Source organism: Insolitispirillum peregrinum, from assembly GCF_900156605.1.
GTDB classification, from domain to species: domain Bacteria; phylum Pseudomonadota; class Alphaproteobacteria; order Rhodospirillales; family Rhodospirillaceae; genus Insolitispirillum; species Insolitispirillum peregrinum.
Window position 1 is genome coordinate 28,322 of the sequence record NZ_FTOA01000012.1, and the last position, 23,213, is coordinate 51,534.

General features: G+C 62.6%; 14 protein-coding genes. 7 read left to right on the plus strand and 7 right to left on the minus strand.

Annotated features, from left to right (window positions below; translation table 11 throughout):
* Window positions 1-81 precede the first annotated feature (81 nt).
* Both BW995_RS19445 and BW995_RS19450 read left to right on the plus strand, forming a co-directional pair.
* Window positions 82-2,454, plus strand: coding sequence for a bacteriohemerythrin (locus tag BW995_RS19445; protein WP_076402099.1), 2,373 nt, complete (start codon window positions 82-84; stop codon window positions 2,452-2,454).
* Between the two features lie 377 nt (window positions 2,455-2,831).
* Entirely contained in the window at window positions 2,832-5,051 is a 2,220-nt protein-coding gene (locus BW995_RS19450; protein ID WP_084195014.1) for a transglycosylase domain-containing protein, read from the plus strand.
* A gap of 82 nt (window positions 5,052-5,133) precedes the next feature.
* On the opposite strand, the gene BW995_RS19455 is transcribed toward BW995_RS19450, so the two are convergent.
* Window positions 5,134-6,540, minus strand: a complete 1,407-nt coding sequence (locus BW995_RS19455) for an RsmB/NOP family class I SAM-dependent RNA methyltransferase (protein ID WP_076402101.1) — start codon at window positions 6,538-6,540, stop codon at window positions 5,134-5,136.
* A gap of 120 nt (window positions 6,541-6,660) precedes the next feature.
* Window positions 6,661-8,124, minus strand: coding sequence for an IMP dehydrogenase (gene guaB / locus BW995_RS19460; protein ID WP_076402102.1), 1,464 nt, complete (start codon window positions 8,122-8,124; stop codon window positions 6,661-6,663).
* 289 nt (window positions 8,125-8,413) lie between these two features.
* Here guaB and BW995_RS19465 point away from each other — a divergent pair, with 289 nt between their 5' ends.
* Complete coding sequence (locus tag BW995_RS19465; protein ID WP_084195018.1) at window positions 8,414-9,679, plus strand: MFS transporter; 1,266 nt, start codon at window positions 8,414-8,416, stop codon at window positions 9,677-9,679.
* A gap of 44 nt (window positions 9,680-9,723) precedes the next feature.
* On the opposite strand, the gene BW995_RS19470 is transcribed toward BW995_RS19465, so the two are convergent.
* From BW995_RS19470 to BW995_RS19490, 5 genes are all read right to left on the minus strand, one after another.
* Window positions 9,724-10,668 (minus strand): prephenate/arogenate dehydrogenase family protein, encoded by a 945-nt coding sequence (locus BW995_RS19470; RefSeq protein WP_076402104.1) that lies wholly within the window; start codon window positions 10,666-10,668, stop codon window positions 9,724-9,726.
* Window positions 10,665-11,762 (minus strand): histidinol-phosphate transaminase, encoded by a 1,098-nt coding sequence (gene hisC / locus BW995_RS19475; RefSeq protein ID WP_076402114.1) that lies wholly within the window; start codon window positions 11,760-11,762, stop codon window positions 10,665-10,667. The genes BW995_RS19470 and hisC overlap by 4 nt, the downstream gene beginning before the upstream one ends.
* Before the next feature lie 90 nt (window positions 11,763-11,852).
* Window positions 11,853-12,761 (minus strand): chorismate mutase, encoded by a 909-nt coding sequence (locus BW995_RS19480; protein ID WP_076402105.1) that lies wholly within the window; start codon window positions 12,759-12,761, stop codon window positions 11,853-11,855.
* Window positions 12,762-12,926: 165 nt separating this feature from the next.
* Window positions 12,927-14,348, minus strand: coding sequence for a PepSY-associated TM helix domain-containing protein (locus BW995_RS19485; RefSeq protein WP_076402106.1), 1,422 nt, complete (start codon window positions 14,346-14,348; stop codon window positions 12,927-12,929).
* 51 nt (window positions 14,349-14,399) lie between these two features.
* A complete protein-coding gene (locus BW995_RS19490) occupies window positions 14,400-14,831 on the minus strand; it encodes a hypothetical protein (RefSeq protein WP_139333016.1) in 432 nt (143 codons plus the stop codon).
* Between the two features lie 340 nt (window positions 14,832-15,171).
* Between BW995_RS19490 and BW995_RS19495 the strand changes: the two genes are divergently transcribed.
* From BW995_RS19495 to BW995_RS19510, 4 genes are all read left to right on the plus strand, one after another.
* Window positions 15,172-18,297 (plus strand): hypothetical protein, encoded by a 3,126-nt coding sequence (locus BW995_RS19495; protein ID WP_076402108.1) that lies wholly within the window; start codon window positions 15,172-15,174, stop codon window positions 18,295-18,297.
* Between the two features lie 566 nt (window positions 18,298-18,863).
* Window positions 18,864-20,600 (plus strand): methyl-accepting chemotaxis protein, encoded by a 1,737-nt coding sequence (locus tag BW995_RS19500; protein WP_076402109.1) that lies wholly within the window; start codon window positions 18,864-18,866, stop codon window positions 20,598-20,600.
* A 594-nt stretch (window positions 20,601-21,194) separates the two neighbouring features.
* Window positions 21,195-22,007 carry an amino acid kinase family protein gene (locus BW995_RS19505; protein WP_076402110.1) on the plus strand — a complete coding sequence of 271 codons (813 nt, stop codon included), beginning with the start codon at window positions 21,195-21,197 and terminating at the stop codon, window positions 22,005-22,007.
* An 11-nt stretch (window positions 22,008-22,018) separates the two neighbouring features.
* Window positions 22,019-22,855 (plus strand): amino acid kinase family protein, encoded by an 837-nt coding sequence (locus tag BW995_RS19510; RefSeq protein ID WP_076402111.1) that lies wholly within the window; start codon window positions 22,019-22,021, stop codon window positions 22,853-22,855.
* Window positions 22,856-23,213: the final 358 nt, after the last annotated feature.

The window sequence follows — 23,213 nt, forward strand, 5'->3', positions numbered from 1 at the left end:
AATATATCCTCCGTCAGAGGGATAATCGCCAGCTTGCGACATCTCGTTCATCCTTTCCCATCTCACCGGACAGGGGGCACAATGAAGATTACGGCTCTTTCCATCGGTTCGAAGATTCTTCTCGCCTGTAGCGGTGTGGTCATTGCTGCCTTGCTGACCTTTGCCATCTACCTCAATTACCACCAGACGAAAGACATCAGCCAATCCCTGCAAGCCCGCGTGCAGGAAAGCGGAACCCTGGCCAACCAGACCATTTCCAACTGGCTGAACGGCCGCCTGTCGCTGATCGAAAATCTGCGGGATGACGTGGCACGCGCCCCCACGGTTGACAGCATCCACGCACTGGAGCGCGAAGGCTCCCTCGTCCAGCGTTTCATGTACAGTTATTTTGGCGGTGCGGACGGCAGCATGTACATGCACCCGGACGAAGAAAGCCTGCCTGCTGGATATGACCCTCGCACCCGCCCATGGTACAAGGATGCCATCGCCGCCAAAAGCAGCATCGTCACCGAGCCTTATGTCGATGCGACCTCGGGCGGGTTGGTGGTCACCATTGCCTCTCCGGTCGGCAAGCCCGAGGCGCCGATGGGTGTGGTCGGCGCCGATATCAGTCTGGATGCCATGACCAGACTGGTCGGCAGCGTCGATCTGGGCGGGATCGGACACGCCTTTCTGGTCAGCGACAAGGGAACCATCCTGATCCACTCTGACAAGTCCCTGACCCTGAAACCCCTGAAGGATGTCTATCCTGGCTTTACCACCCCGCTCGACAGCCCGGCGGCACGCCAGTTGTCAGATGCCAATGACAGCACCCTCGTTGCCTTCACCCCGGTCGAAGGCCTGCCCGGCGTCACATGGTATCTGGGGGCCGCCATTGATCGCGATGCTGCCTTTGCTCCCTTGCAGGGCTTCCGCCTCAGCATGCTGGTGATGACGGTCATCCTGCTGGCGGCGATCATTGCGCTGGTGGGCTATACCATCCACGTTCTGGTGTCAAAACCGGTGCTGGCGATGACAGGGGTGATGAGGAAACTGACCGAAGGCACCCTTGACGTCGACGTCCCTTACGACGGGCGGCGGGATGAAATCGGGCAAATGGCCGCCTCGGTCCGTCATTTCCGCGAACAGTTGCAACTGGTCCGCCAGATGGAGCAGGACAAGATCGAACAGGTGATCCGTTCGGAACGCCACCGCAAGGCCGCCCTCAGCAAACTGGTCCACAGTCTGGAAAGCACCGTCGGCAGCGTGGCGCAGGAACTGACCAGCGCCGCAGCAGAAATGCATGATTCGTCGAGTGAAATGGCCTCGGTCGCCGACATGACCAGTGCCAAGGCCGCCACCGTCAGTGCGGCAGCGGAACAGACCTCGGTCAATGTGCAGACGGTGGCCTCGGCAGCAGACGAGCTGTCGGCGTCGAGTTCCGATATCGAACGGCAAGTCACCCTGTCGCGGGACATTGCCGCTCAGGCCGACCGCGAGGCACAGGCCACCACCGACGCCGTGCTGGCCCTGTCTGCAGATGTCGGCAAGATCGGGGACATTGTGCGCCTGATCACCGACATTGCCAACCAGACCAACCTGCTGGCGCTGAATGCCACCATCGAAGCCGCCCGTGCCGGGGACGCAGGCAAGGGCTTTGCGGTGGTGGCCAACGAAGTCAAATCGCTCGCCAACCAGACCAGCCGCGCCACCGAAGAAATTTCCGCCAGCATTGAAAAAGTGCAAGCCCGCACAGTGGGGGCCGTCGATGCCATTCGCGGCATCACCGAGGTCATCGCCCGCATGTCGGAAATCTCGTCGTCGGTGGCGCTGGCGGTTGAACAGCAAAACGCCGCCACCAGCGAAATCGCCCGCAGCGTCGATGAAACCTCGCGCGGGACACAGGATGTCTCGCGCAGCATCATGGATGTGGAACGCGCTGCCGGGGAAACCGGCGAAGCCGCCAGCCGGATGTCGGCGGCCTCGGACCGGCTGTCCCTGCACGCCGCCCGCCTGAAAGAAGAAGTGGCAACCTTTGTTGCCCAGATGCGCGCCGACAAGGAAAACATCCGCCTGATCGAATGGAATGCGTCCTTTGAAACCGGGATTGCCGCCATCGACCGCCATCACCAGTCGATCATCATCGACCTGAACCGCTTTGCCGGGGAAATGCTGCATGGTGATGGCGTCGGCGCTGCCGGAAGCATGCTGGAAAAGATGAAAGCCGAAATGGCCCGCCACTTCCACGAGGAAGAGGCCGAAATGAAGGCTCGCCATTACCCTGCCCTGCCCGAACACCACCGCCAGCATGCCGATTTCCTGCACCACATGGCAACGCTGGAAAATGACATCAACACCAAGCGGGTGGGGGCGATTTCGGCCTTCTTTGAGTACACTGCCGACTGGCTGAAAAACCACATCAGCCAGCAGGACCGGGCGTTCATCGACTTTATCCGCGCTCAGGGACGGGCCTGAACGCTCTGGCGATGAACAAAAAGGTCCGGGGGATGCCTTTGTTCATGATTCTGCCCTTTTGATGTTTTATACCAACAGACAGGCTCTGTGTCAGAGTCTGTCCGGGCGGAGCAAACAGCGGCGTTCCCGATCGGCAGACGACGACACGACAGGCGCTGGCCTGTTCGGTTTCCTGTAAACCGGACAGGCTGTGGCTGGATGGCCTGCCTGTTGTTGTAAGGACGATACCGATGCCCTTCCCTCCGTCTTCTGATGATGACGATCGCCGCCCGGCGGCCCTGCCGCACAGTGCATGGCAGCCCAAACCAGCCTCCCGTTTCCGGCGTCGGCCCCGCGACCCACAGCAGGATCAACCGAGGGAGCAACGGGAACCGCGCATGACGCGCGACCCACAGGCCTCCAGCCCACCGCCGCAACAGCCCGCACCCCCTCTTTCCGCAACCAGAGCTGGCCCGCAGCCGCCCCGGCCCGCCCCCACGGCGTCGGCCTCAACCGCACGACGGGATGCTCCTCCCCCGCCACCACCCCGCCCCCCTGCCCGCCGACAGGGCAACAGCCGTCCACCGCGCCCGCCCCGCCGTCTGTTCGGGCGCCTGCTGCGCTGGGCTGCCGTCCTGTTCATCTGGGGTGTTGCCTCTGTCGGGGTACTGGTGGCGTGGTATGCCCACGATCTGCCCTCGCTGGCCGATGTCAGTTCCGCCACCCGCCGCCCGTCCCTGCTGATCGAGGGCAGCGACGGCAGCATCATCGCCAACTATGGCGACCTGTACGGCGAAGTGATCGACGTGTCAGAGCTGCCCCCCTGGGTACCGGGAGCGGTGATTTCCATCGAAGACCGCCGGTTCTATGACCATCACGGCGTCGATCCGCTCGGCTTGCTGCGCGCGGTGGTGGTCAATGTGCAAAAGGGCCGGATGGCACAGGGCGGCTCGACCCTGACCCAGCAGGTGGTGAAGAACGTCTTCCTGTCACAGGAACGCACCCTCAAGCGCAAGGTGCAGGAGCTGTTGCTGTCGCTGTGGCTGGAACGGACCTTTACCAAGCAGCAGATCCTGACCCTGTACCTCAACCGGGTCTATCTGGGGGCCGGAACCTATGGCGTCGAAGCCGCCGCCCAGCGCTATTTTGGCGTCTCGGCCCGGCAGGTCACGCCGTTTCAGGCTGCCGTGCTGGCCGGTCTGCTGAAAGCCCCGTCCCGCTACAGCCCGGCCAGCAACCCCGATCTCGCCACCAGCCGTGCCAGCGTGGTGCTGAATGCGATGGTGGAAAACGGCGTTCTCACCCAGCAGCAGGCCCAGCAGGCGCTGGCAACCGCCCCCACCGCGCTGGCCAATGCCAGCAAGGCCCGCCCCGGTCGCTATTTCTCTGACTGGGTGATGGAACAGGTCGATGATCTGGCCGGTTCGGTATCGCAGGACCTGATCATCAAGACCACCCTCGACCCTACCATTCAGGCCGCTGCCGAGCAGGCGCTGGCCAAAACCCTCGACAGCAAGGGCCCCGCCGCCAACGCAGGCGAAGGGGCGATGGTGGTGCTGACCCCCGACGGAGCGGTACGGGCAATGGTCGGTGGCCGCAGCTATGCCAACAGCCAGTATAACCGCGCCGTTCAGGCCCTGCGCCAACCCGGCTCGTCGTTCAAGCCGTTCGTCTATCTCGCCGGACTGGAAAGCGGCCTGCTGCCCGATGATGCGGTCGAAGACGCCCCGATCACCATCAGTGGCTGGTCGCCGGAAAACTTTGATCACCGCTATCACGGGCAAGTCACCCTGCGCGACGCCGTTGCCAACTCGCTGAATACGGTTGCCGTGCGTGTCAGCCAGCGGGCCGGTCTGCAACAGGTGATAAGCGTTGCCCATCGGCTGGGGATTACCGCCGACCTGCAACCGACGCCCTCGCTGGCACTGGGAACGCAGGAAACGGCGGTGCTGCCGCTGGTCGGGGCCTATGCCGCCTTTGCCAATGGCGGCTATGCCGCGCCGCCGTTCGGGATCAGTGAAATCACCACCCGCGACGGCCAAATTCTATATCTGCATCAGCAGGGTGAGCAAAAGCAGGTCATCCGCCCGCAGGATGTCGGCAACATGAATCAGTTGCTGTCCGGCGTCATCCAGTCCGGCACTGGCAAACGCGCCGCCATCGGACGCCCGGCAGCGGGCAAGACCGGCACCAGCGCCGATTACCGCGATGCCTGGTTCATCGGCTATACCGCCGATTACGTGGCCGGGGTGTGGATTGGCAACGACAACAATACCCCGATGAAGAGGGTGACCGGCGGTTCGTTGCCCGCCGATGTCTGGCGCGAGGTGATGCTGGCAGCGCAAAAGGGCAAGCCGATGCGGGACCTGCCGGTCGGAGAAACCGACGACCTGATCGGTCGCCTGCTGCGCAGCGTGCTGGGCGAAGACAGCCCGCGTCCATCGAACGCGCCGTACACCAACCCGCTGTCGGCCAGCGAAGAGCCACAGGAGCTGGCACCACAGCAGCCGGCCCCCGAGGCGCAGCGCAATCGTCCGGCCCCCTTGCTGAATGGCACAATTCAGCCCGACGGCTCTCTGACCCATCAGCAGGTCATTGATTTGTTCAACAAGAATTAAGGGTAACAGGGGTGTGGAGCGCTGCTCCACACCTCGCCGGGGCCTTGAGGCCCCGGACCCCGTTCTTATCATGGTTAAAAAGTCAGGCTTGCGGCTCGTCTTCAGCCCCGGGCGCTTCCGGCGTGGCGGTTTCCAGCCGTTCCAGCACCGCGACAAAGAAGCCGTCGGTGTCATGTTCGGCGGGATCAAGGCGCAGGTACGGCCCGCTGACCGGACACGGCACCGCCGGGTTGACCAGCTCCGGCCACAGGTCGGCCACCGACAGCAGACGATAGGCCGCGCCCTGTTCGGCGAGGAAGCTTTCCACCTGCCGCTCGTTTTCTTCCGGCAGCAACGAGCAGGTGGCATAGATCACCCGGCCCCCCGGCTTGGCCAGACGGGCGGCGCTGCGCAGGATGCGGGCCTGCAGAGCGGTCAGCTCGGCCAGCATCTCTTCACTCATCCGCCACTTGGCATCCGGGTTGCGCCGCCAGGTGCCGGTCCCCGAGCACGGGGCATCGATCAGCACCCGGTCATAGGTTCCCTTCGACCGCTTCACCCACTTGTCAGTTTCACTGCTGAGCACCCGGCGGGTGACGTTGTGCGCCCCGGCCCGCTTCAGACGCTCCGCCGAGCGGTCCACCCGGCCCTGAGACACGTCACAGGCCACCAGACGGCCCTTGTTCTGCATCTCAGCCGCCAGAGCCAGCGTCTTGCCACCGGCACCGGCGCAGAAATCGACCACCGACATCCCCGGGCGGGCACCCGCCAGCAGGGCGACCAGTTGCGAGCCTTCATCCTGCACTTCGACCAGACCGCCACGGAACGCATTGGTGGCCGCCAGATTGGCGCGGCCCGCCAGCCGCAGGGCCAGCGGCGAATAATGCCCCGGCACCGCTTCAACGCTTTCTTCGTCGGTACCCTCGGCAAGGGCAATAATCGCATTGTCGCGGTCACACTTCAGGGTGTTCACCCGCAGGTCCACCGGAGCCTCTTTGGTCAGGGCATCAAGCAAGGTCGGCAGGTGATCGCCGTAAATATCCTTCAGGTAAGTGGCCACCCACGCCGGGACTTCGCCGCGCACCCACACCGGCATGCCGTTGTGGTTCAGCGGCTTGCCACGCAGGAAGCGCACCACCGCCCGTTCGTGTTCGTTCAGTGGGCGCGGCGCGTAGATTTCACCGGTACACAGACCGTCAACCCCGGCCAGCCCCATGCCTTCGACCAGCACCAGATAGGTCAGGATGCGGGCGCGCGGGCGGATGCTGTCCCAGTCCGGGCGTTCGCCGTTGGCCCAGGTGTCGGCTGCCGCTTCGCGGAACCACCAGGTCAGACGGGCCCAATGGCGCATGGTGCCCCACACCCGCATCGAGATGGCGCGGCGATCCTTGGAACCGATAAAGCGCCGGTCACGGAAAAAAGCCGCCGCCGTCCCATCGGCGGGGCGGGACGTTCCGGCGATGGTCTCCAGCAGATCAATGGCAGCCTGCAGGCGAGCGTCGTCTTTCATGGTGGTCTTGTCCTGAATAAAGCGAGAGACGGACACCTTTTTGCAAGATGCCCGTCTCCCGGATTTTAAAGCCCCAGGAACCGAAGATGATCTCCGGCCTCGGGCCATGCCAACAGGCTCTTACGAGCTGATGCGGTAGTTCGGGGCTTCGCGGGTGATGGTCACGTCGTGGACATGGCTTTCACGGTAGCCCGCGTTGGTGATGCGGCGGAACTTGCAGTTCTGCTGCATCGCGGTCACGGTGGCATTGCCGGTATAGCCCATCGCCGCCTTCAGGCCGCCGATCAACTGGTGCAGGATCTGGGTGGCGGAGCCCTTGTAGGGCACCTGACCTTCGATCCCTTCCGGCACCAGCTTCAGACTGTCGCGCACTTCCTGCTGGAAGTAACGGTCAGCCGAGCCGCGCGCCATTGCCCCCAGCGAGCCCATCCCGCGATAGGCCTTGTAGGAGCGGCCCTGATACAGGATCACTTCGCCCGGGCTTTCGTCAGTCCCGGCCAGCAGCGAACCAATCATCACGCAATCAGCCCCGGCGGCAATCGCCTTGGCCAGATCGCCCGAGTACTTGATGCCGCCATCGGCGATCAACGGCACGCCCGCCTTGCGGGTGACGGCGCTGACCTCGGCAATGGCCGACAACTGCGGCACGCCGACACCGGCGACGATCCGGGTGGTGCAGATCGACCCCGGGCCGATCCCCACCTTCACCGCATCGGCACCGGCAGCGATCAACGCTTCGGCAGCTTCGGGGGTGGCGATGTTCCCGGCCATGATCTGGGCATCGGGGTACTTCGTCTTCAGTTCGCGGACGGTGTTGATCACCCCGGCCGAATGACCGTGGGCGGTATCCACCACCACCACGTCGGCACCGGCATTGATCAGCGCTTCGGCGCGGGCAAAGCCGTCCGCACCGACGCCGGTCGCCGCCGCCACCCGCAGACGGCCCTGAGCGTCCTTGCAGGCGTTCGGGTAGGTCTGGGCCTTTTCCATATCCTTGACGGTGATCAGACCGATGCAGCGATAGGCATCGTCCACCACCAGCAGCTTTTCGATACGGAACTTGTGCAGCAGGTTCTTGGCATCCTGCGTGCTGACCCCTTCGCGCACGGTGACCAGATCGCTGTTGGTCATGTAGGCGCTGACCGGCTTGGCCATGTCATTGGCAAAGCGCACGTCGCGGTTGGTCAGGATACCGACCAGCTTTTGCGTCCCGCGATCCACCACCGGAATACCGCTGATCCGGTAATCCGCCATCATCTTGAGGGCGTCGGCCAGCGACTGATCGGGGTGGATGGTCAGCGGGTTGACCACCATGCCGGATTCGTAGCGCTTGACGCGGCGCACTTCCTCGGCCTGTTCTTCGATGGTCAGGTTTTTGTGAATGACGCCAATACCGCCGTTCTGAGCCATGGCGATCGCCATCGAGCTTTCGGTCACGGTATCCATGGCCGAAGACAGCAGCGGAATGCCAAGCTCGATCGAGCGGGTCAGGCGGGTCGCGGTCCGGGCTTGCGCAGGCATCACGTCCGACGCGGCCGGAACCAGCAACACGTCGTCAAAAGTAAGAGCCTCGGGGCAGTCCATTGAAAGCACCTCTGGGGGATTGCGGCAGAATCTAAGGTGCGCGCCATCATACACAGAAACGCCCTGCTGCCAAGCAAGAGAAAAATAACAGGCATGTCTTTTTGACAGGTCAGACCATGGCCGTTGCGCATGACACCATCTGGCAGCCCCCTAGAACTCAGGATAAGGGCCGCTTCTTTGTGATGGAACATGGACAACACCGGGCAACCATCCCCTAATACCCCCTGCCGTCGGCGCTGCGCCTTGCCCGCCCGGAACTCCATTCCCCCTCTGTCGAGATATGGTCACCATGGCCGATTCGTCTTCTCCGTTACGGAACACCTCGTTCCTTGCCCTGCTGTCCAGCCGCTTTCTGGCTGCCATCGCCACTCAGGTGCAGGCCGTCGCCGTTGGCTGGCACATTTATGATATCGCCCGTGACCCGATGGCCCTGGGCTATGTCGGGCTGGCGGTGTTCATCCCGATGGCTCTGGCCACCCTGCCTGCCGGTGACATGGTCGACCGTTACAGCCGTCGCACCATGCTGGCGGTGGGCGGCACCATGCAGTGCATCACCGCCGCCTCAATGCTGGCGCTGACCCTGATGAACGTGCAGATCCTGTGGCCGTATTATGCCGCACTGGTGTTCATGGGCATCGGGCGGGCGCTGGGCGGCCCGGCCTATCAGGCGCTGGTGCCGCAGATCGTCCCCGAAGCCCAGCTTGGCCGGGCAGTGGCGATGACCAGTTCGGCGTTCCAGAGTGCCACCATCGCCGGTCCGGCGGTTGGCGGGCTGATTTACCTCGCCGGTCCGGATATCACCTTTGCACTGTGCTTTGCCTTTTATGCTGTCTCGGTGTCGGTGCTGGCGCTGGTGCGTGGCCCGTTCCCCAAGCCGGTGATCACCCCGGGCATCGGAGCGGTTGGCCGACTGGTGGCCGGGATGAACTATGTACGCTCCAACCCGGTGGTGCTCGGTGCCCTGTCGCTGGACATGATGGCGGTGTTGCTGGGGGGTGCCACCGCCCTGTTGCCGATCTTTGCCCGCGACGTCCTGCACACCGGCCCGGAAGGTCTGGGGATGCTGCGCGCCGCCCCGGCGGTGGGTGCGGTGGCGGTCGGCCTGATCCTCGGGCGCTGGCCGTTGCAGCAACGCACCGGCTTTTACCTGTTTTCCTGCGTCGGCCTGTTCGGCCTCGCCACCATCGGATTCGGGCTGTCGGGCAACTTCGTGTTCTCGCTGTTCTGCCTGCTGGTGATGGGGGCCTCGGACATGATCAGCATGTACGTGCGGCAAACGCTGGTGCAACTGGCAACGCCCGATGCCATGCGCGGTCGGGTCAGTGCGGTCAACGTGCTGTTCATCGGGGCGTCAAACGAACTGGGCGAGTTCGAGTCCGGCGTTACGGCGGCGTGGTTCGGGGTGGTCCCGGCTGCCGTGCTGGGCGGGATCGGAACCATTGTGGTGGTTGGCCTGTGGGCATGGATGTTCCCCGCCCTGCGCACCGTTGACCGCCTGACCGATGTCAAGCCAGTGCTACCCGATGAACCGGATGCCGTACCACAGAAGGCGTAACCAAAAAAAACACGGGCAGGATGATCACCCTGCCCGTGCGTCTTTTACTCGACCTTTTCGGGAACCGGCGGCGGGGCAATGCCCGAGCCATAGGCCTGCCCCTGATCAATGATCCCCCGCCGGATGGCGCGGGTGCGGGTGAACAGGTCGAACAGCACCTCGCCCTCACCCCACCGAATGGCCCGCTGCAAGGCGGTGAGGTCTTCGGTGAAGCGCTGGACGATTTCCAGCACCGCTTCGCGGTTGTTGAGGAAGATGTCGCGCCACATGGTCGGGTCCGACGCCGCGATACGGGTGAAATCGCGGAAACCGGAGGCGGAATACTTGATCACTTCCTGCTTGGCATCGCTGGCCAGATCGTCGGCGGTACCAACGATTGTGTAAGCAATCAAGTGCGGCAAATGCGAGGTGATCGCCAGCACCCGGTCATGGTGGCCCGGCTCCATCACATCGACCTTCGAGCCGACCGCTTCCCACAGGGCGCGCACCCTGGCCACCGCCGCCTCGGGAGTCCCCGGCGGCGGCGTCAAAATGCACCAGCGGCTGATGAACAGCTCGGCAAAGCCGGCATCGGGGCCGGAATGCTCGGTCCCGGCCAGCGGGTGGCCGGGCACAAAGGCCACCGAGTCCGGCAGGAACGGGCTGACATCACGGATCACCGACTGCTTGACCGACCCGACATCCGTCACGATGGCGCCGGGCTTCAGGCCGGATGCCATCGCCTCGGCACAGGCGGCATTGGCGCCAATCGGCACCGCCAGCACCACCAGATCGGCACCGCGTACCGCCTCGGCTGCCGAGCGGTAAACCTCGTCCACCACTCCCAGCTCTTTGGCGTGCTCCATGCTGCCATCGCTGGAGGTATGACAGGCAATGGTCCCCACCAGCCCGTGCTGGCGCATGGCACGGGCCAGCGACGAGCCGATCAGGCCAATTCCGATAAAGGCAACGCGGGGGAACAAAACCGAAGACGCCGGTGTGCCGGTCATGATCCCGCCCCAAGGAAGTCTTTCAGGGCGGCGATCACCATCTGGTTTTCCTCGCCGGTGCCAATGGTGATCCGCAGCCACTCCGGCAAGCCATAGCTGCCGACCGGGCGCACGATCAGCCCACGGTTCTGCAGGAAGGCATGGGCGGCCTTGGCGCTGTGTGCGCCGTCTGCCGGGAACTGCACCAGCACAAAGTTCGCCACGCTGTCAGTGGTGTGCAGGCCCAGCGCCTTCAGCTCGGCCTTCATCCACGGCAGCCAGTAGTCATTGTGGGTTTTGCACAGGGCCTGAAATTCCACGTCTTCAATGGCGGCCCTGGCGGCAGCCTGCGACGACGAGGTCAGATTGAACGGACTGCGCAGACGGTTCATCACATCGGCGATGGCAGGCGGGAACACCCCCCAACCAACGCGTGCGCCACCCAGAGCATGCAGCTTGGAGAAGGTGCGCAGCATCACCGTGTTCGGGGTATTTTGCGCCAGATCCAGCCCGGTGGTGTAGTCGTTGCGGTCAACGTATTCGGCATAGGCGGCGTCGATCACCAGCAGCACATGCGACGGCAGGGCCGCCCGCAGGCGCGCCAGCTCTTCTGCCGAAGTATAGGTGCCGGTCGGATTGCTGGGGTTGGTGACGAACACCAGTTTGGTCTTGTCGGTCACCGCCGCCAGCAGGGCATCAACATCGGCGCACAGATTGCGTTCCGGGGCGGTCACCGGCACCGCACTACACCCTTTGGCGTAGATGCCATACATCAGGAAGCCGTGTTCCGAGTACAGAACCTCATCGCCCGGCCCGGCATAGGCCTTGACCAGCAGGCCGATCAGTTCGTCCGACCCGGCACCACAGACGATGGTGGTCGGATCAAGGCCATAGCGGGCGGCAATCGCCTTGCGCAATTCTGTCGAGCCGCCGTCAGGGTATCGATGGAGCTTGCCAGCCGTGGCGACCAGTGCCGCCTGAGCCTTGGGGCTGGGACCCAGGGCGCCCTCGTTCGAGGACAGCTTGTAAATGCGCTCAACACCCTTGACCGACGATTCGCCGCCGACATAAGCGGCGATGTCCAGAATACCGGGTTGCGGAGTGGGCAAGCTCATGATCAACATCCACTGATAATACCGGACGGTGACGCGGAAACTCCCTGTACACAACAGTCCGGCGGGGCGGGAAAAACCGCCCGGTCTGCCTTAGGCAGAAGGGGCGGAGGGTGCAAGCTCTTCGGCGGTGAACGGCACGGCATAGCCGCCGATCACCACGGCCCGGCCCACCTGATGGTCCGAAGCCAGCTTGGCAATACGGGCATCGTCGGCGGCAACGTATTCGCTGATTTCCAGCAGATACTGCCGACGCTCTTCGCCAATGGTATGGCTGTCCATGATTTCCAGCAACGGCAGGCCACTGCCTTCGACCAGCGTCCGCACTGCCCCCCGGCTGAGGTCCGGGGTGGTTTCAATCGCCACCAGACTGCGGTCATGGCCGGTTGGTTCAACCGGCATCCGGCCAATGGCAAAGGCTTCGACGCCATCGCCCCGGCCCGGCCCTGGCCCGCACAGCGGCAGGCGCGAGATGATGCGCGGGGTGTTGGCGGTTTCAAAGAACAGCATCGGCCACCACGGATTGCTTTCTTCAAAGCGGGGTAGCGGCAGGACGCCAACGCTGACTTCGCCTTCGGCCACCGCCCGCACCACCGGTGCGGTTGTCTGCCACGGCGAGGCCGGTGTCAGGGAGCCATAGGTGTCGCGGGCCAGTTCCAGATATCCCGCCCCGCGCGCCGGCATGTACACCGCCATCGACATCGGGCCTTGCAGGGAGATCAGGGCGGCAAACATTTCACGCCACATGCGGATGATCACCGCCTTGGGGAACAGGCCGGTGGCACGCCGCAGCAGACGGCGCAGGATTTCCATTTCGCGGCCCGGCCGCAAGACCACACCACCATAGGAGCCAGCGTCATCGGACGCCCGTTTGGCCGCAGCGATCCGCGCACCCAGCGCCGCCCGCTCGTTCAGCAGGTCGAGGATGCTGTCATCAATCCGGTCAATCGCACGACGCAAATCGTCGAGCGTCTCACCGCTCGCGGTACTCTCCCCGGTCATCCCTGGTTCCCCAAACTGTCAAGCCGCCTAGTCTTAGTCTTGCCGGGGGATAAAATCAAAGAAAACATTGGCCGCCCGCCCATCACGGCCGCGTGGGCAGGGGGATTGTTCTGCGTTAAAGCCTCCCCCCACAGGCAAACCATCCTGCGGGGGGAACCGCGGTCCTCAGGCAGCCACCCGCCTGCGGGCACTCCGCCACCAGCGCACGGCATCAATCAGCAGAAAGGCCAAAAGACTGGCCCCCAGCACCGGCAACGCCCATCCCAGCACCAGCGCAATCAGCCCGCAGAGCAGCTTTTGCACGCCCCCCAGACGCGCCCACGCGGCCAGTAAAACCCGCGCCGGAGCCCCGGCTGGCGGACGCCGCAGCCACCACAGACGATAGCCATAGGCAATCATCACCATCAGGCCGATACCCAACGCCGCCATCAACAGTTGATTGGGAACCCCGAACAGCACGCCCATATGGGTATCAATGCCCCAGCGCACCAGCTTGGCCACCAGCGGGAACGTCGCGAAGTCGGCCCGGCTGGTGATGGTCAGCGTTGCCGGATCAATCGCCACCGTATCGACCTGCGTCGGCCACGAGCGGTCATATTCCCGCACCACCCACGCCAGCGATGCCGTTTTGGCCGGACGAACCTCGACCTTCGGCGAGTCGATCCCCCCGGCCTGTGCTGCCGCCAGCACCGGGTCCAGCAGGTCCAGCGGATCACGCGGCACCTGCGGCGCAGTCATCGGCATGCCCTGCCCGCCCGCGTGCTGCCCCGCATGATCGGCATGATCTCCTGCCACCGCCGGAGCCGGTGCAGACGCCGGAGCGGTCAGCGTGGTGCTGACGGGACTCTGAACGGTCAGCGTGGTGCTGACCGATGGCGTCACCCAGCCCAGCGTCCCGCGCAAGGCATCAATATGATCCCCGGCCCATTTCGACCATGTCAGCCCGGTCACCGACAGGAACAGCAAGCCGATAGCGCACCACAGGCCAATCAGGGAATGCAGCCGACGAACCGGGCGATGGTTGGTCGACCGCCGGGTCCAGCTCCACAGAACCACGCCGCTGATCACCGCCACCCACAACCACGACGCCGCCAGTTCGCTGTAGTTGCGCCCCAGATCACCCAGCAGGCCATGGCGATGCAGATAATCCAGCATCAACCGCAACGGCAGGACACCAGAGGTGCCATAGGTGCGCAGTTCGCCATGGACAGCCAGCGTCACCGGATCAACAAAAACGGTGCGGGTTTCAGAGTCCGGCAGGCCCGGCTGGGTGAACATCACCCGGGAAGTCTGCCCGGCAGCCGGAGCCGGTCGCAGCGAGAACAGTCGGGGCTCGGGGCCAATAAAGGCTCGTGCCGCCGCCGCCTGCGCCGACAGCGGCTGAGGGGTGCCAGTGGTAGTGGTGAACAGGGTATCATGGTACAGCGCCGTTTCGATTTGCGGCGCCAGCACATAGGCGGTACCGGTCAGCGCGGCAAAAAAGATGAAGGGCGCGACAAACAGGCCAATATAAAAGTGCAGGCGAATGATCAGCAGGCGCAGGCCCGCCCAGCCGTCATGCGGCGCGGGGTGCTTTGGCGAAGACATCAGGGGTCATCCTGTATGGGAACGATCGGCAATACGGGCAGTTCTGTCCGCTTACCGGGGTGGTCCCCGCGCAGAAACCGCATAGACAGCCCGTTTGATCGCCAGCGGCGCCGACGCCTCGCCCCAGCACAATGCCACCACCATCGCAGGCAGCGGCAACACAGCCCCGGACACCGGCACCATCAGCGGGACGGCCGCACACAGGCTCTGGCACATCAGCGAGCAAGGATCAGACGGCGCGCCATCCGGGGAGCGATCCGGGGCGGACGACGGGGTTTCCGCCACGTGCGACACACACACATCCGCCATCCAGCCCGGCTCGCTGGTGGTCAGCGGCAGGGCCATGACCGTGCGGGTCAGCGTCGATTGCACCGACAGCAGACACAGCAGGGCGATCAGGATGACCAGCCCCAGGCTGCCCCCTGTCCGTCCCATCCGTTTCTGCATCGCTGTCAGCACCGCCCCTCCCTTCGGATCGTTCACCGTCACTGATACCATAAGGAACGAAGGGGGGAAGAGTCCCGGCGAAAGAAAAATCCATCAGACGCCCCTGATCCGGCTTTGGTCAGCGCCTGACCGGGGTGTTGGTCTCCTGCCAGCAACAACCCCGCCCACAGGCTTTGGTGAAGCTGGATGAAGGGCCCCTGTTCGTGGCATTATCCCGTGTCTATAAGGGGGTTGTCGAAACGCTGCGCAAATATGCCACACCCATCAACACGTCATCATAACGACCCAGCCTTTCGCCCCACGTCACCGCCTGCACCGCCACAGGGCTGGCACCGGGCCGGTTTTCCTTCGGGCCACCAACCAAAAGGACCACATCATGGCGGTCGTGCTGATCAGTAACCTCGCCCCGATCACTGACGCAGACGCGGGGTTCCTGAACGACCTGATCGGGAATTTTGAGCGGCTGGGCCATCAGGTGGTTTTCTGGTCAACGGTCAGCCATCCGACCCTCGAACGGGTTTTTCTGCCCAGCTCGTGGAAGATCAAGGACTGGCTGAACCTGTATCCGGTTGATCGCCTGTTGCCGCCCGATACTGGCGACATTGACGCCGAAACATGGGCCGAGCGGGTCAATGCCCTGTGCCTGCAGGATGTCGATGATGCCTCGCGGCCAGCATTGCTGGAAATCCTGATGCGGGTATCCCGCCATCTGCTGGAAACCGTGCAGCCTGATTTGTATCTGGCGTGGAATACCCTGTGCCCGCATGTGGGCGTGCTGAGTGATCTGTGCCGCCGGGCCGACATTCCGGTGATGATGATCGAACGCGGTCACATTCCCGACACCTGGATGCTGGATACTGGCCTGTTGGGCCATTCCCGACTGGCCGAGGTGCCGCTGAACCGGCTGATCACCTCGGCCCGCCAGCGCCGGAGCTGCCTGAAGACCGGCACGGCGGTGCTGGCGGAGCAAAATCTGGCGACCTTTCAACGCTATGCGCAAAATCAGGACGAAGCCTCGTTTGCCGATCTCGAGTCCCTGACCGGCAGGCCGCGCGTCCTGTTCCTGCCACCCGATGACAGTGCCCTCGGCTTCCTGCCTGCTCAGGGGCCGGACCGGGCCGCCTCACTGCCGGGCTACACCTCCAGCCTTGACGCGGCCCGCGCGGTGGCCGCACGGGTCAGTGCCGTGGGCGGCATCACCGTCTTCAAGCCGCATCCATCTTTTGAACGGCTGTCGCTGGATACACGCGGGCAGCCGGACCTTTACATCCTCAACCTCGATTTTCAGCGCCTGATCCGCTGGGCCGACGTGGTGGTGACCAGCGGCAGCGGCCTGCTGCACGTTGCCATGAGTCACAACAAGCCGGTGGTGCTGACCGCCCGCGACATTTTTTCCGGCAAGGGCATCGCCTATGAAGCCCTGCAGGAAGCCGACATTACCGGCGCCCTCAGTGCCGCCCTGAAACGCGAGGGCTTCACCGCCCGTCAGCAGGCTTTCAAGGTTTATACCGGCTGGCTGAGCCAGAATTACCTGATGCATGCAGAACAGACCCTGCCGTCAGCGGGCGTGTGGACTGCTGCCGACGCCGTTGCCAAGCTGCACAAGCGCCATTTGCAGCATCGTCCGTCGTGGGCCCGTAGCCCTGAACTGATCGCCGCCTGCACGCAGGCCCGCCCAGCCCGCCCGATCGGCGAAGAACTGGCCAGCCAGTTGGGCAGCGGGCTGACCATTGCCAGCGACTTCCCGTCATTCGCGCAAACCCTGACCCAGCGGGAAACCACGCTGGCGGTGGTCGATTTCGACCATACCCTGTTGCTGGGTAATTCAACCGAACTGTATCTCGACTCCATCCGCCCCCGCTGGCTGGCAGCCGCCATCCACGCCTTGATCTGGGGCTTGCAGCCATGGACCTGGATGGCCCGCAAGGGCGAAGACCCGCTGCTGTACCGCGACTATCTGCGGGTGGTGCTGATGACCATTCTGTTCCCCTGGTCGCTGCTGCTGTGGAACATCAAAGCCGCCCGCATTGCCAAGGAGCTGGCCTGCAAGCCGTTGCAGGAGGCCCTGACGCAGGTCAATGCCGCCCCCACCCATATTCTCAGTCTGGGGTTCCGCTTCATCCTGTCGCCACTGGTGCGGGCGATGGGTCTGCCCGGTGCGCTGATCACTGCAGAATCGTTCTGGGGTGGCCCGACCATCCGCCGACAAGGCAAGGCCGCCATCCTGCGCGACGCCCACGGCAGCGACACCCTGTCGCGAGCGATCACCATCACCGACAGTCCGCATGATGCCGACCTGTTTCCGCTGGTCCGCCAAGGCTGGTTGATCGACTGGCCGGGCCGCAAGTTTACCGCCCTGCTGAACGACTATGTGCCGTTGCGCTATACCGCCGATGCCAAATACCCCGGTGGCAACATCCTGCGCCATCAGCATTTCGGCGAAGACCTGATGGTTCTGCTGCTGGCCTATGCCCTGATCCCGGCCAGCGGTATGCTGAGCTTTACCGCTCTGCCTGGTCTGCCGTTCCTGCTCACCTTGCTGGCCTTGCCGCTGCTGTTCATATCGTTCTTTGCCGTCTACGAGATCGGCTATTACGAAAACGATTTCGTCGCCGCACGCCGGGAAAGCAAACCAACCCTGTCCGGCCTGCAAGCCCGCTTTGCCCGCTATCCCATCAACCGCTGCGGCTGGTTGTGGGGAGCCGGGGCCGGTCTGCCCGGCTGCCTGCTGGCCTATGGTGCCCACTGGAGCAATCTGGGCGATACACCGCCACCGCCCGTCCTGTTGCCGCTGTTCGTTGTTGGCTGGACCGCCGTCCTGCTGGCAACGCGAGGGGTGTTTGCCCTGTTCAACCGGGTCCCGGAAACACAACGGGTCCTGCTGTTCCCCGTCCTGCAACTGGCAAAGACCTGTGGCGCGGCGGTTGTCCTGCCGCTCGGCGGTGCCGGGCTGGCAGTCTTGCTGGCACAAGCCTTCAGCCGGGTTTCCAATTACATGGTCTATCGCCATGGCGGTGAAACCAAACTGGTCAAACGGCAACGTCACCGCCTGATCGTGCTGGTGTTGATGCTGGCTGGACTGACCGCCATTTCGCCCTCACTGGTTGGCTGGACGGCCCCGCAGGTATGGGTGATCATCGCCTGGGCCCTGCACCGTACCTTGCGGGAAACGTTCGGTCCGACCTGGGGGCAACAGCTTCGCGGTGGCTGGTCGTGGTTGCGGGCGGCCCTGTCGCCGTCGGGCTGGAAGGCGCTGACGTCGGGTAGCCTCGCTTCCCAACCCGCCCCGGTGACGGACGCGCAAGGCAAACTGAAGCAGGCGATGGAGGCCATCGAACAGCAGGAATCGATGATCCGCCAGTTGAACGAAGGCTATACCATGCAGTTGATGGAAATCAGGGACCTGCAACTGACCCTCGCCCAGAAAGACAACAGCCTGCGTCGTTTGCAGGAGGAAAAGGAACTGCTGGAAATGAAGCTCGGTTTCCCACCGTCCCCGTAATCCCGCCCACCACAAGGCGCTGCCTTGCGTTGGGTAGTCACCTCTCGCCGCAGCACGCCAATCAGGACAAAAGGCTCATCCGTGCCTTTGGCCCGTTGGAGCGAACTCTTGGGCCAAGAAAGCCGCAAAAAAAACAATGAAGATAAAATTACGTCACAGAAAAATAAGTATAAAATAGATTGTTCATGATTTATTCAATAAATAAATCACAAAATATGAAAAACACCCCACCTTTATAAAGAATACATTATTAATGTAGATAATAATTTCACTTCAATCATATATTTATTCAATGGCGATATAGCCATATTTATTTAAGTGAAATCACAGACCACCCGGTCCCTTAGCACCATTGAATATTAGATCATATTCATACTAGAATACCTCCATCGCCGTTCCTCATCGCGTCAGGCATTTTTCCCCTGCCCCCGCTCGGGGCACAGTCTCAAAGCGCTCCAGACGCCCCCCAGAACACGCACCTGCTTCAATCTTCACGCAGCAGCCCCGGTCCCTTGGAATGAAGCGCAGGCGATGCACCGCCCACGACCAGATACAAGGTTCGTTTTATGCCGCATAGCTCGATCAATCTGTCTGCCCTCAAAGCCTATATTCGCCTGACTCCGGCACAGGAAGCGCTGATTGCCGCCAACAGCGATCACCTGCTCAGCACCTTTGACCGCTGTATTGAGGGCTTTTATCGCCATATGTGGAACACTCCGGCCACCCGGGCCATCATCAAGGACAAAAGCCACATCCCGCACCTGATCGCCGCCCAGCGTCAGCACTGGGCCCGTCTGCTCAAGGGGCCACTCGATCAGGATTATCTGGCGCGCGCCTACCGGGTCGGGCAGGCACATTCCAAAGTCGGCCTCAGCCCGGACCTGTATATGGGTGGCTATGCCTATCTGCTGGAAGAATGGTTTACCCTGCTCGGGCATGGCTTTCGGACCGCACGGGTTGTCAACCTGCTCAGTGCCCTGATGAAAGTGGTCAATCTCGACATGCAGATTGTCCTGATGACCTACAACGACAGCGAGACGGACCGTGATCACCTGCAACAGATGACGCAGACCGCGCTGGAAGGGCTACGCCATAATGCCCGCGTGGCCATCTCGACCAATGATGGCATGGTCACCATGGCCCGCCTGACCTATGACGCTCGCAACACCACCGCCATCAGCCAGAGCGTTTCTGCGGCAGCGGACGAGCTGGTTGCGACATCCAATGAAATCGCCCGCAGCAGCGAAGGCGCCCTGGAAGACAGTGAACGCGCGCGCCAAACCGTCCAGACCGGGATTCTGGCCGCCGAAGAAGCCGTCTCCAGCATGAATCAGATTTCCCATGCAGCCACCGAAGCCGCCAATCGTGTTGAGGAACTGGCCATCGCCGCCGAGAAAATCGCCGAGATCATGACATCCATCGAGGCGATTGCCGACCAGACCAATCTGCTGGCCCTGAATGCCACCATCGAAGCCGCCCGCGCCGGGGATGCAGGCAAAGGGTTCGCGGTGGTTGCCAACGAGGTCAAATCCCTTGCCACCCAAACCGCTCGGGCTGCCGAAGACGTGGGAAGCCGGATTGGCCTGCTCCAACGGGAAATGCGGAATATCCGGCAAGCCATGCATGCCAGTGCCATGGCCGTTTCCGGCGGACAGGAGGCCATCAGCAAAACCGGGCGCGAAATGAGCGAAGTCGCCGGACAGGTCGAAGCGGTCGGCCAGCGCATGCGTGATATCTCGGGCATCCTGAATCAGCAAACCGACGCTGTCAGCGAAATTTCGTCCAGCATCACCACCATCGCCACCATGGCAGAGAAGAATCAGGACTTGATCCTGAAAACCACCATCACCATCGAAGAAACCAACGATTCCATAGCCGACCGTGTTGCACAATGGTCAAAGCTGGCTACTCCCCAGGCATTGTGTGAAATTGCCAAAATCGATCACGTGATTTTCAAAAAGAATGTAACAGACATCGTGATGGGACGGGCCTCCATCGAACAGCACGGCAACATGCCGGATCACAACACCTGCCGACTGGGGAAGTGGTACAACCAGATTGCCCAGTCGGCGTTGCGGGATCATCCGGCTTATATCAATCTGAAAGAACCCCACGAGCGGGTCCACAAGACCGGCCACAAGGCCATCGATGCCATTCGCCGGGGCGATACCCCCGCCGCCCTCGCCACCCTTGACGACCTGAATGAAGCCTCGACAGAGGTCATCCAGCAGCTTGATCGCCTGTCTGTCGCCATTGGCGAGCTTGAACCGCACTCTGATATTGCCGTCAATCCCGGGCATTAGAGCATTTTCAAGTTGACCGTTTACGGTCAACAGCTCGGAAAATGCGGCACTAAAAGGGCAGAGAGTTTTCGCTCGGCGTGAAAACGCTCTAATGACTTGTGCGGAAAGCGGGAAGCAGCGTTCCGCACAAGGCTCAACCGTTCCAGATGACGAGAGTCGGCAAAACGGGCCGTGCGGATGCGTGCAAAATGCACGAAATCCATGTAAAATACTCCGCAAGAATGTGCTCCACCAATCCCCCCCTGCTTTGAATTCCCCTTTTTTCTTCAATGACTTCTCACCAACGGCTATTCCCATCCCAATACAATGCATTGATATGTAATGTTTTTTAGAGAGCCCCCCATTGACTAACGCTTATAAAAACTGCACCCTCTGTGTAATGCATAACAATTAAGCACCCTTATCGGTGTAGACACCACAGACGGCGCACAAAAGATATGCCCACGATGGTTCGTCATGCGGGAGGAGAGCCTGAAGGCTCGCCAGAAAGAGCCCGGGTGTCATACACCCCGGTAAACAGGCAGGCCATCGACCCGGAATATCACCCCGGGTTGACTGGTCTTGGCGCAACAAGATAACGAAAGGGATTTCCCGATGGCGAAGACCACTCCAGAGCTGGAATCGCTCTTGATGCAACGGTCCCTGACCGATGCACAGCTCCTGGCCGCAGCAGAGACCGCCGCAGACTATCGCATTCTGCCCCATGCCACCGTGATCAAGATCGGTGGTCAAAGCGTCATCGACCGCGGGCGGGCCGCCGTCTATCCGCTGGTTGATGAAATCGTCGCCGCCCGCAAAGACCACAAGATGCTGATCGGCACCGGAGCAGGCACCCGGGCCCGCCACCTGTATTCCATTGCAGCGGGCCTGAACCTGCCTGCTGGCGTTCTGTCACAACTGGGAGCCTCGGTGGCGGACCAGAACGCCGCCATGCTCGGCCAGCTGCTGACCAAGCACGGTATTCCGGTGGTTGAAGGCGCAGGCATGTCAACCCTGCCGCTGTCGCTGGCCGAGGTCAATGCCGCCGTCTTCAGTGGCATGCCACCATACAAGCTGTGGATGCGCCCGGCTGCCGAAGGCGTTATCCCCCCGTACCGAACCGATGCCGGTTGTTTCCTGTTGGCCGAGCAGTTTGGCTGCAAGGCAATGATTTTCGTCAAGGACGAACAGGGCCTGTATAGCGCCAACCCCAAGACCTCCAGCAATGCAACCTTCATCCCCAAAATTTCGGTCGATGAAATGAAGGCCGCCGGGTTGCAGGATTCGATCCTGGAATTTCCAGTGCTCGATCTGCTGAAAGAAGCCCGTCATGTCCGCGAAGTCCAGATCATCAACGGTCTGATTCCGGGTAACCTCACCCGTGCGCTTGCTGGCGAGCACGTCGGCACCATCATTACCGCCAACTAAGGGTCCCTGTCATGTCTGATACGTCCAACAGCATCAAGCACGTCGCTTCGCCGCTTGCGCAGCAGACCCTGCAAGACGGCAGCCTGACCCGCCCCGTTGCCGGGGTCCGGCCGATCCGCCTGTTACCCTGGCTGCAAGTGGTCAAAATTGGTGGCCGCTCCATCATGGACCGTGGTGCAGCCGCCATCCTGCCGATCGTTGATGAGCTGCGCCGCCTGTTGCCGGAACACCGCCTGCTGATCCTGACCGGAGCCGGGATTCGCGCCCGCCATCTGTATGGTGTCGGTCTGGATTTGGGGCTGCCCGTTGGCTCTCTGGCTCCGCTGGCCGCCAGTGAAGCCGGTCAGAATGGCCACATCCTGGCCTCGCTGCTGGCACCGGAAGGGGTTTCCTATGTCGAACACCCGACCATTGCCAACCAGCTGGCAATCCACCTGTCAGCCACCCGTGCCGTTGTGGGGAGTGCTTTCCCGCCCTATCATCACCACGAATTCCCCTCCTCCCGCCTTCCTACGCACCGTGCCGACGCGGGCGCGTTCTTGCTGGCTGATGCCCTCGGCGCTGCAGGCCTGACCATCGTCGAAGATGTGGATGGCATCTACAGCACGGATCCCAACGGCCCGGATGCCGATAAAGCCCAGTTTCTGGGCGAAGTCAGCTCCGCCGATCTGGTCGCGCAGGAGGGGACTTTGCCGGTGGACCGCGCCATGCTGGATGTGATGGCAAACGCCCGCCACATCGAGCGGGTGCAGGTCGTCAATGGACTGGTTCCGGGCCGTCTGACCGCCGCGCTGCGCGGTGAGCATGTCGGGACAATCATCCGGACCGGGGCCGCGAGTCACGCCTGAGAACGCAAAAGCCCCCCGGTGTAAACCGTGGGGCTTTTTGTTGTGAAGGAAGTTTATGCGGGCTCTGCCCGCGCCCGCAAAGGGCCGGAGGGCCCTTTGATCCCGGGAGTGGAGTGGGAAATGCGAAAAGCCCCCTGGCGTGAGCCGGGGGGCTTTGGTGTTTGGGGGTGGTGGGTGACCTGACTTTCTCTGTCAGGTCTAATCTGAACTCATAAGCTAAATACAGAACGGCCCCTTAGCTTGCGCCAAGGGGCCGTTCTGTATTTGGTTGCGGGGGCCAGATGTTGCTTCGCTTACGCTTCGCTGCCCTTGGCGTCCGGGCGGAGGGCTGCGCCCTCCTGACGCCTGCGGGTGACCT

Coding starts and splice junctions, on each gene's coding strand:
- BW995_RS19445 (WP_076402099.1), top strand. CDS start 82: ATGAAGATTACGGCTCTTTCCATCGGTTCGAAGATTCTTCTCGCCTGT.
- BW995_RS19450 (WP_084195014.1), top strand. CDS start 2,832: ATGACGCGCGACCCACAGGCCTCCAGCCCACCGCCGCAACAGCCCGCA.
- BW995_RS19455 (WP_076402101.1), bottom strand. CDS start 6,540: ATGAAAGACGACGCTCGCCTGCAGGCTGCCATTGATCTGCTGGAGACC.
- guaB (WP_076402102.1), bottom strand. CDS start 8,124: ATGGACTGCCCCGAGGCTCTTACTTTTGACGACGTGTTGCTGGTTCCG.
- BW995_RS19465 (WP_084195018.1), top strand. CDS start 8,414: ATGGCCGATTCGTCTTCTCCGTTACGGAACACCTCGTTCCTTGCCCTG.
- BW995_RS19470 (WP_076402104.1), bottom strand. CDS start 10,668: ATGACCGGCACACCGGCGTCTTCGGTTTTGTTCCCCCGCGTTGCCTTT.
- hisC (WP_076402114.1), bottom strand. CDS start 11,762: ATGAGCTTGCCCACTCCGCAACCCGGTATTCTGGACATCGCCGCTTAT.
- BW995_RS19480 (WP_076402105.1), bottom strand. CDS start 12,761: ATGACCGGGGAGAGTACCGCGAGCGGTGAGACGCTCGACGATTTGCGT.
- BW995_RS19485 (WP_076402106.1), bottom strand. CDS start 14,348: ATGTCTTCGCCAAAGCACCCCGCGCCGCATGACGGCTGGGCGGGCCTG.
- BW995_RS19495 (WP_076402108.1), top strand. CDS start 15,172: ATGGCGGTCGTGCTGATCAGTAACCTCGCCCCGATCACTGACGCAGAC.
- BW995_RS19500 (WP_076402109.1), top strand. CDS start 18,864: ATGCCGCATAGCTCGATCAATCTGTCTGCCCTCAAAGCCTATATTCGC.
- BW995_RS19505 (WP_076402110.1), top strand. CDS start 21,195: ATGGCGAAGACCACTCCAGAGCTGGAATCGCTCTTGATGCAACGGTCC.
- BW995_RS19510 (WP_076402111.1), top strand. CDS start 22,019: ATGTCTGATACGTCCAACAGCATCAAGCACGTCGCTTCGCCGCTTGCG.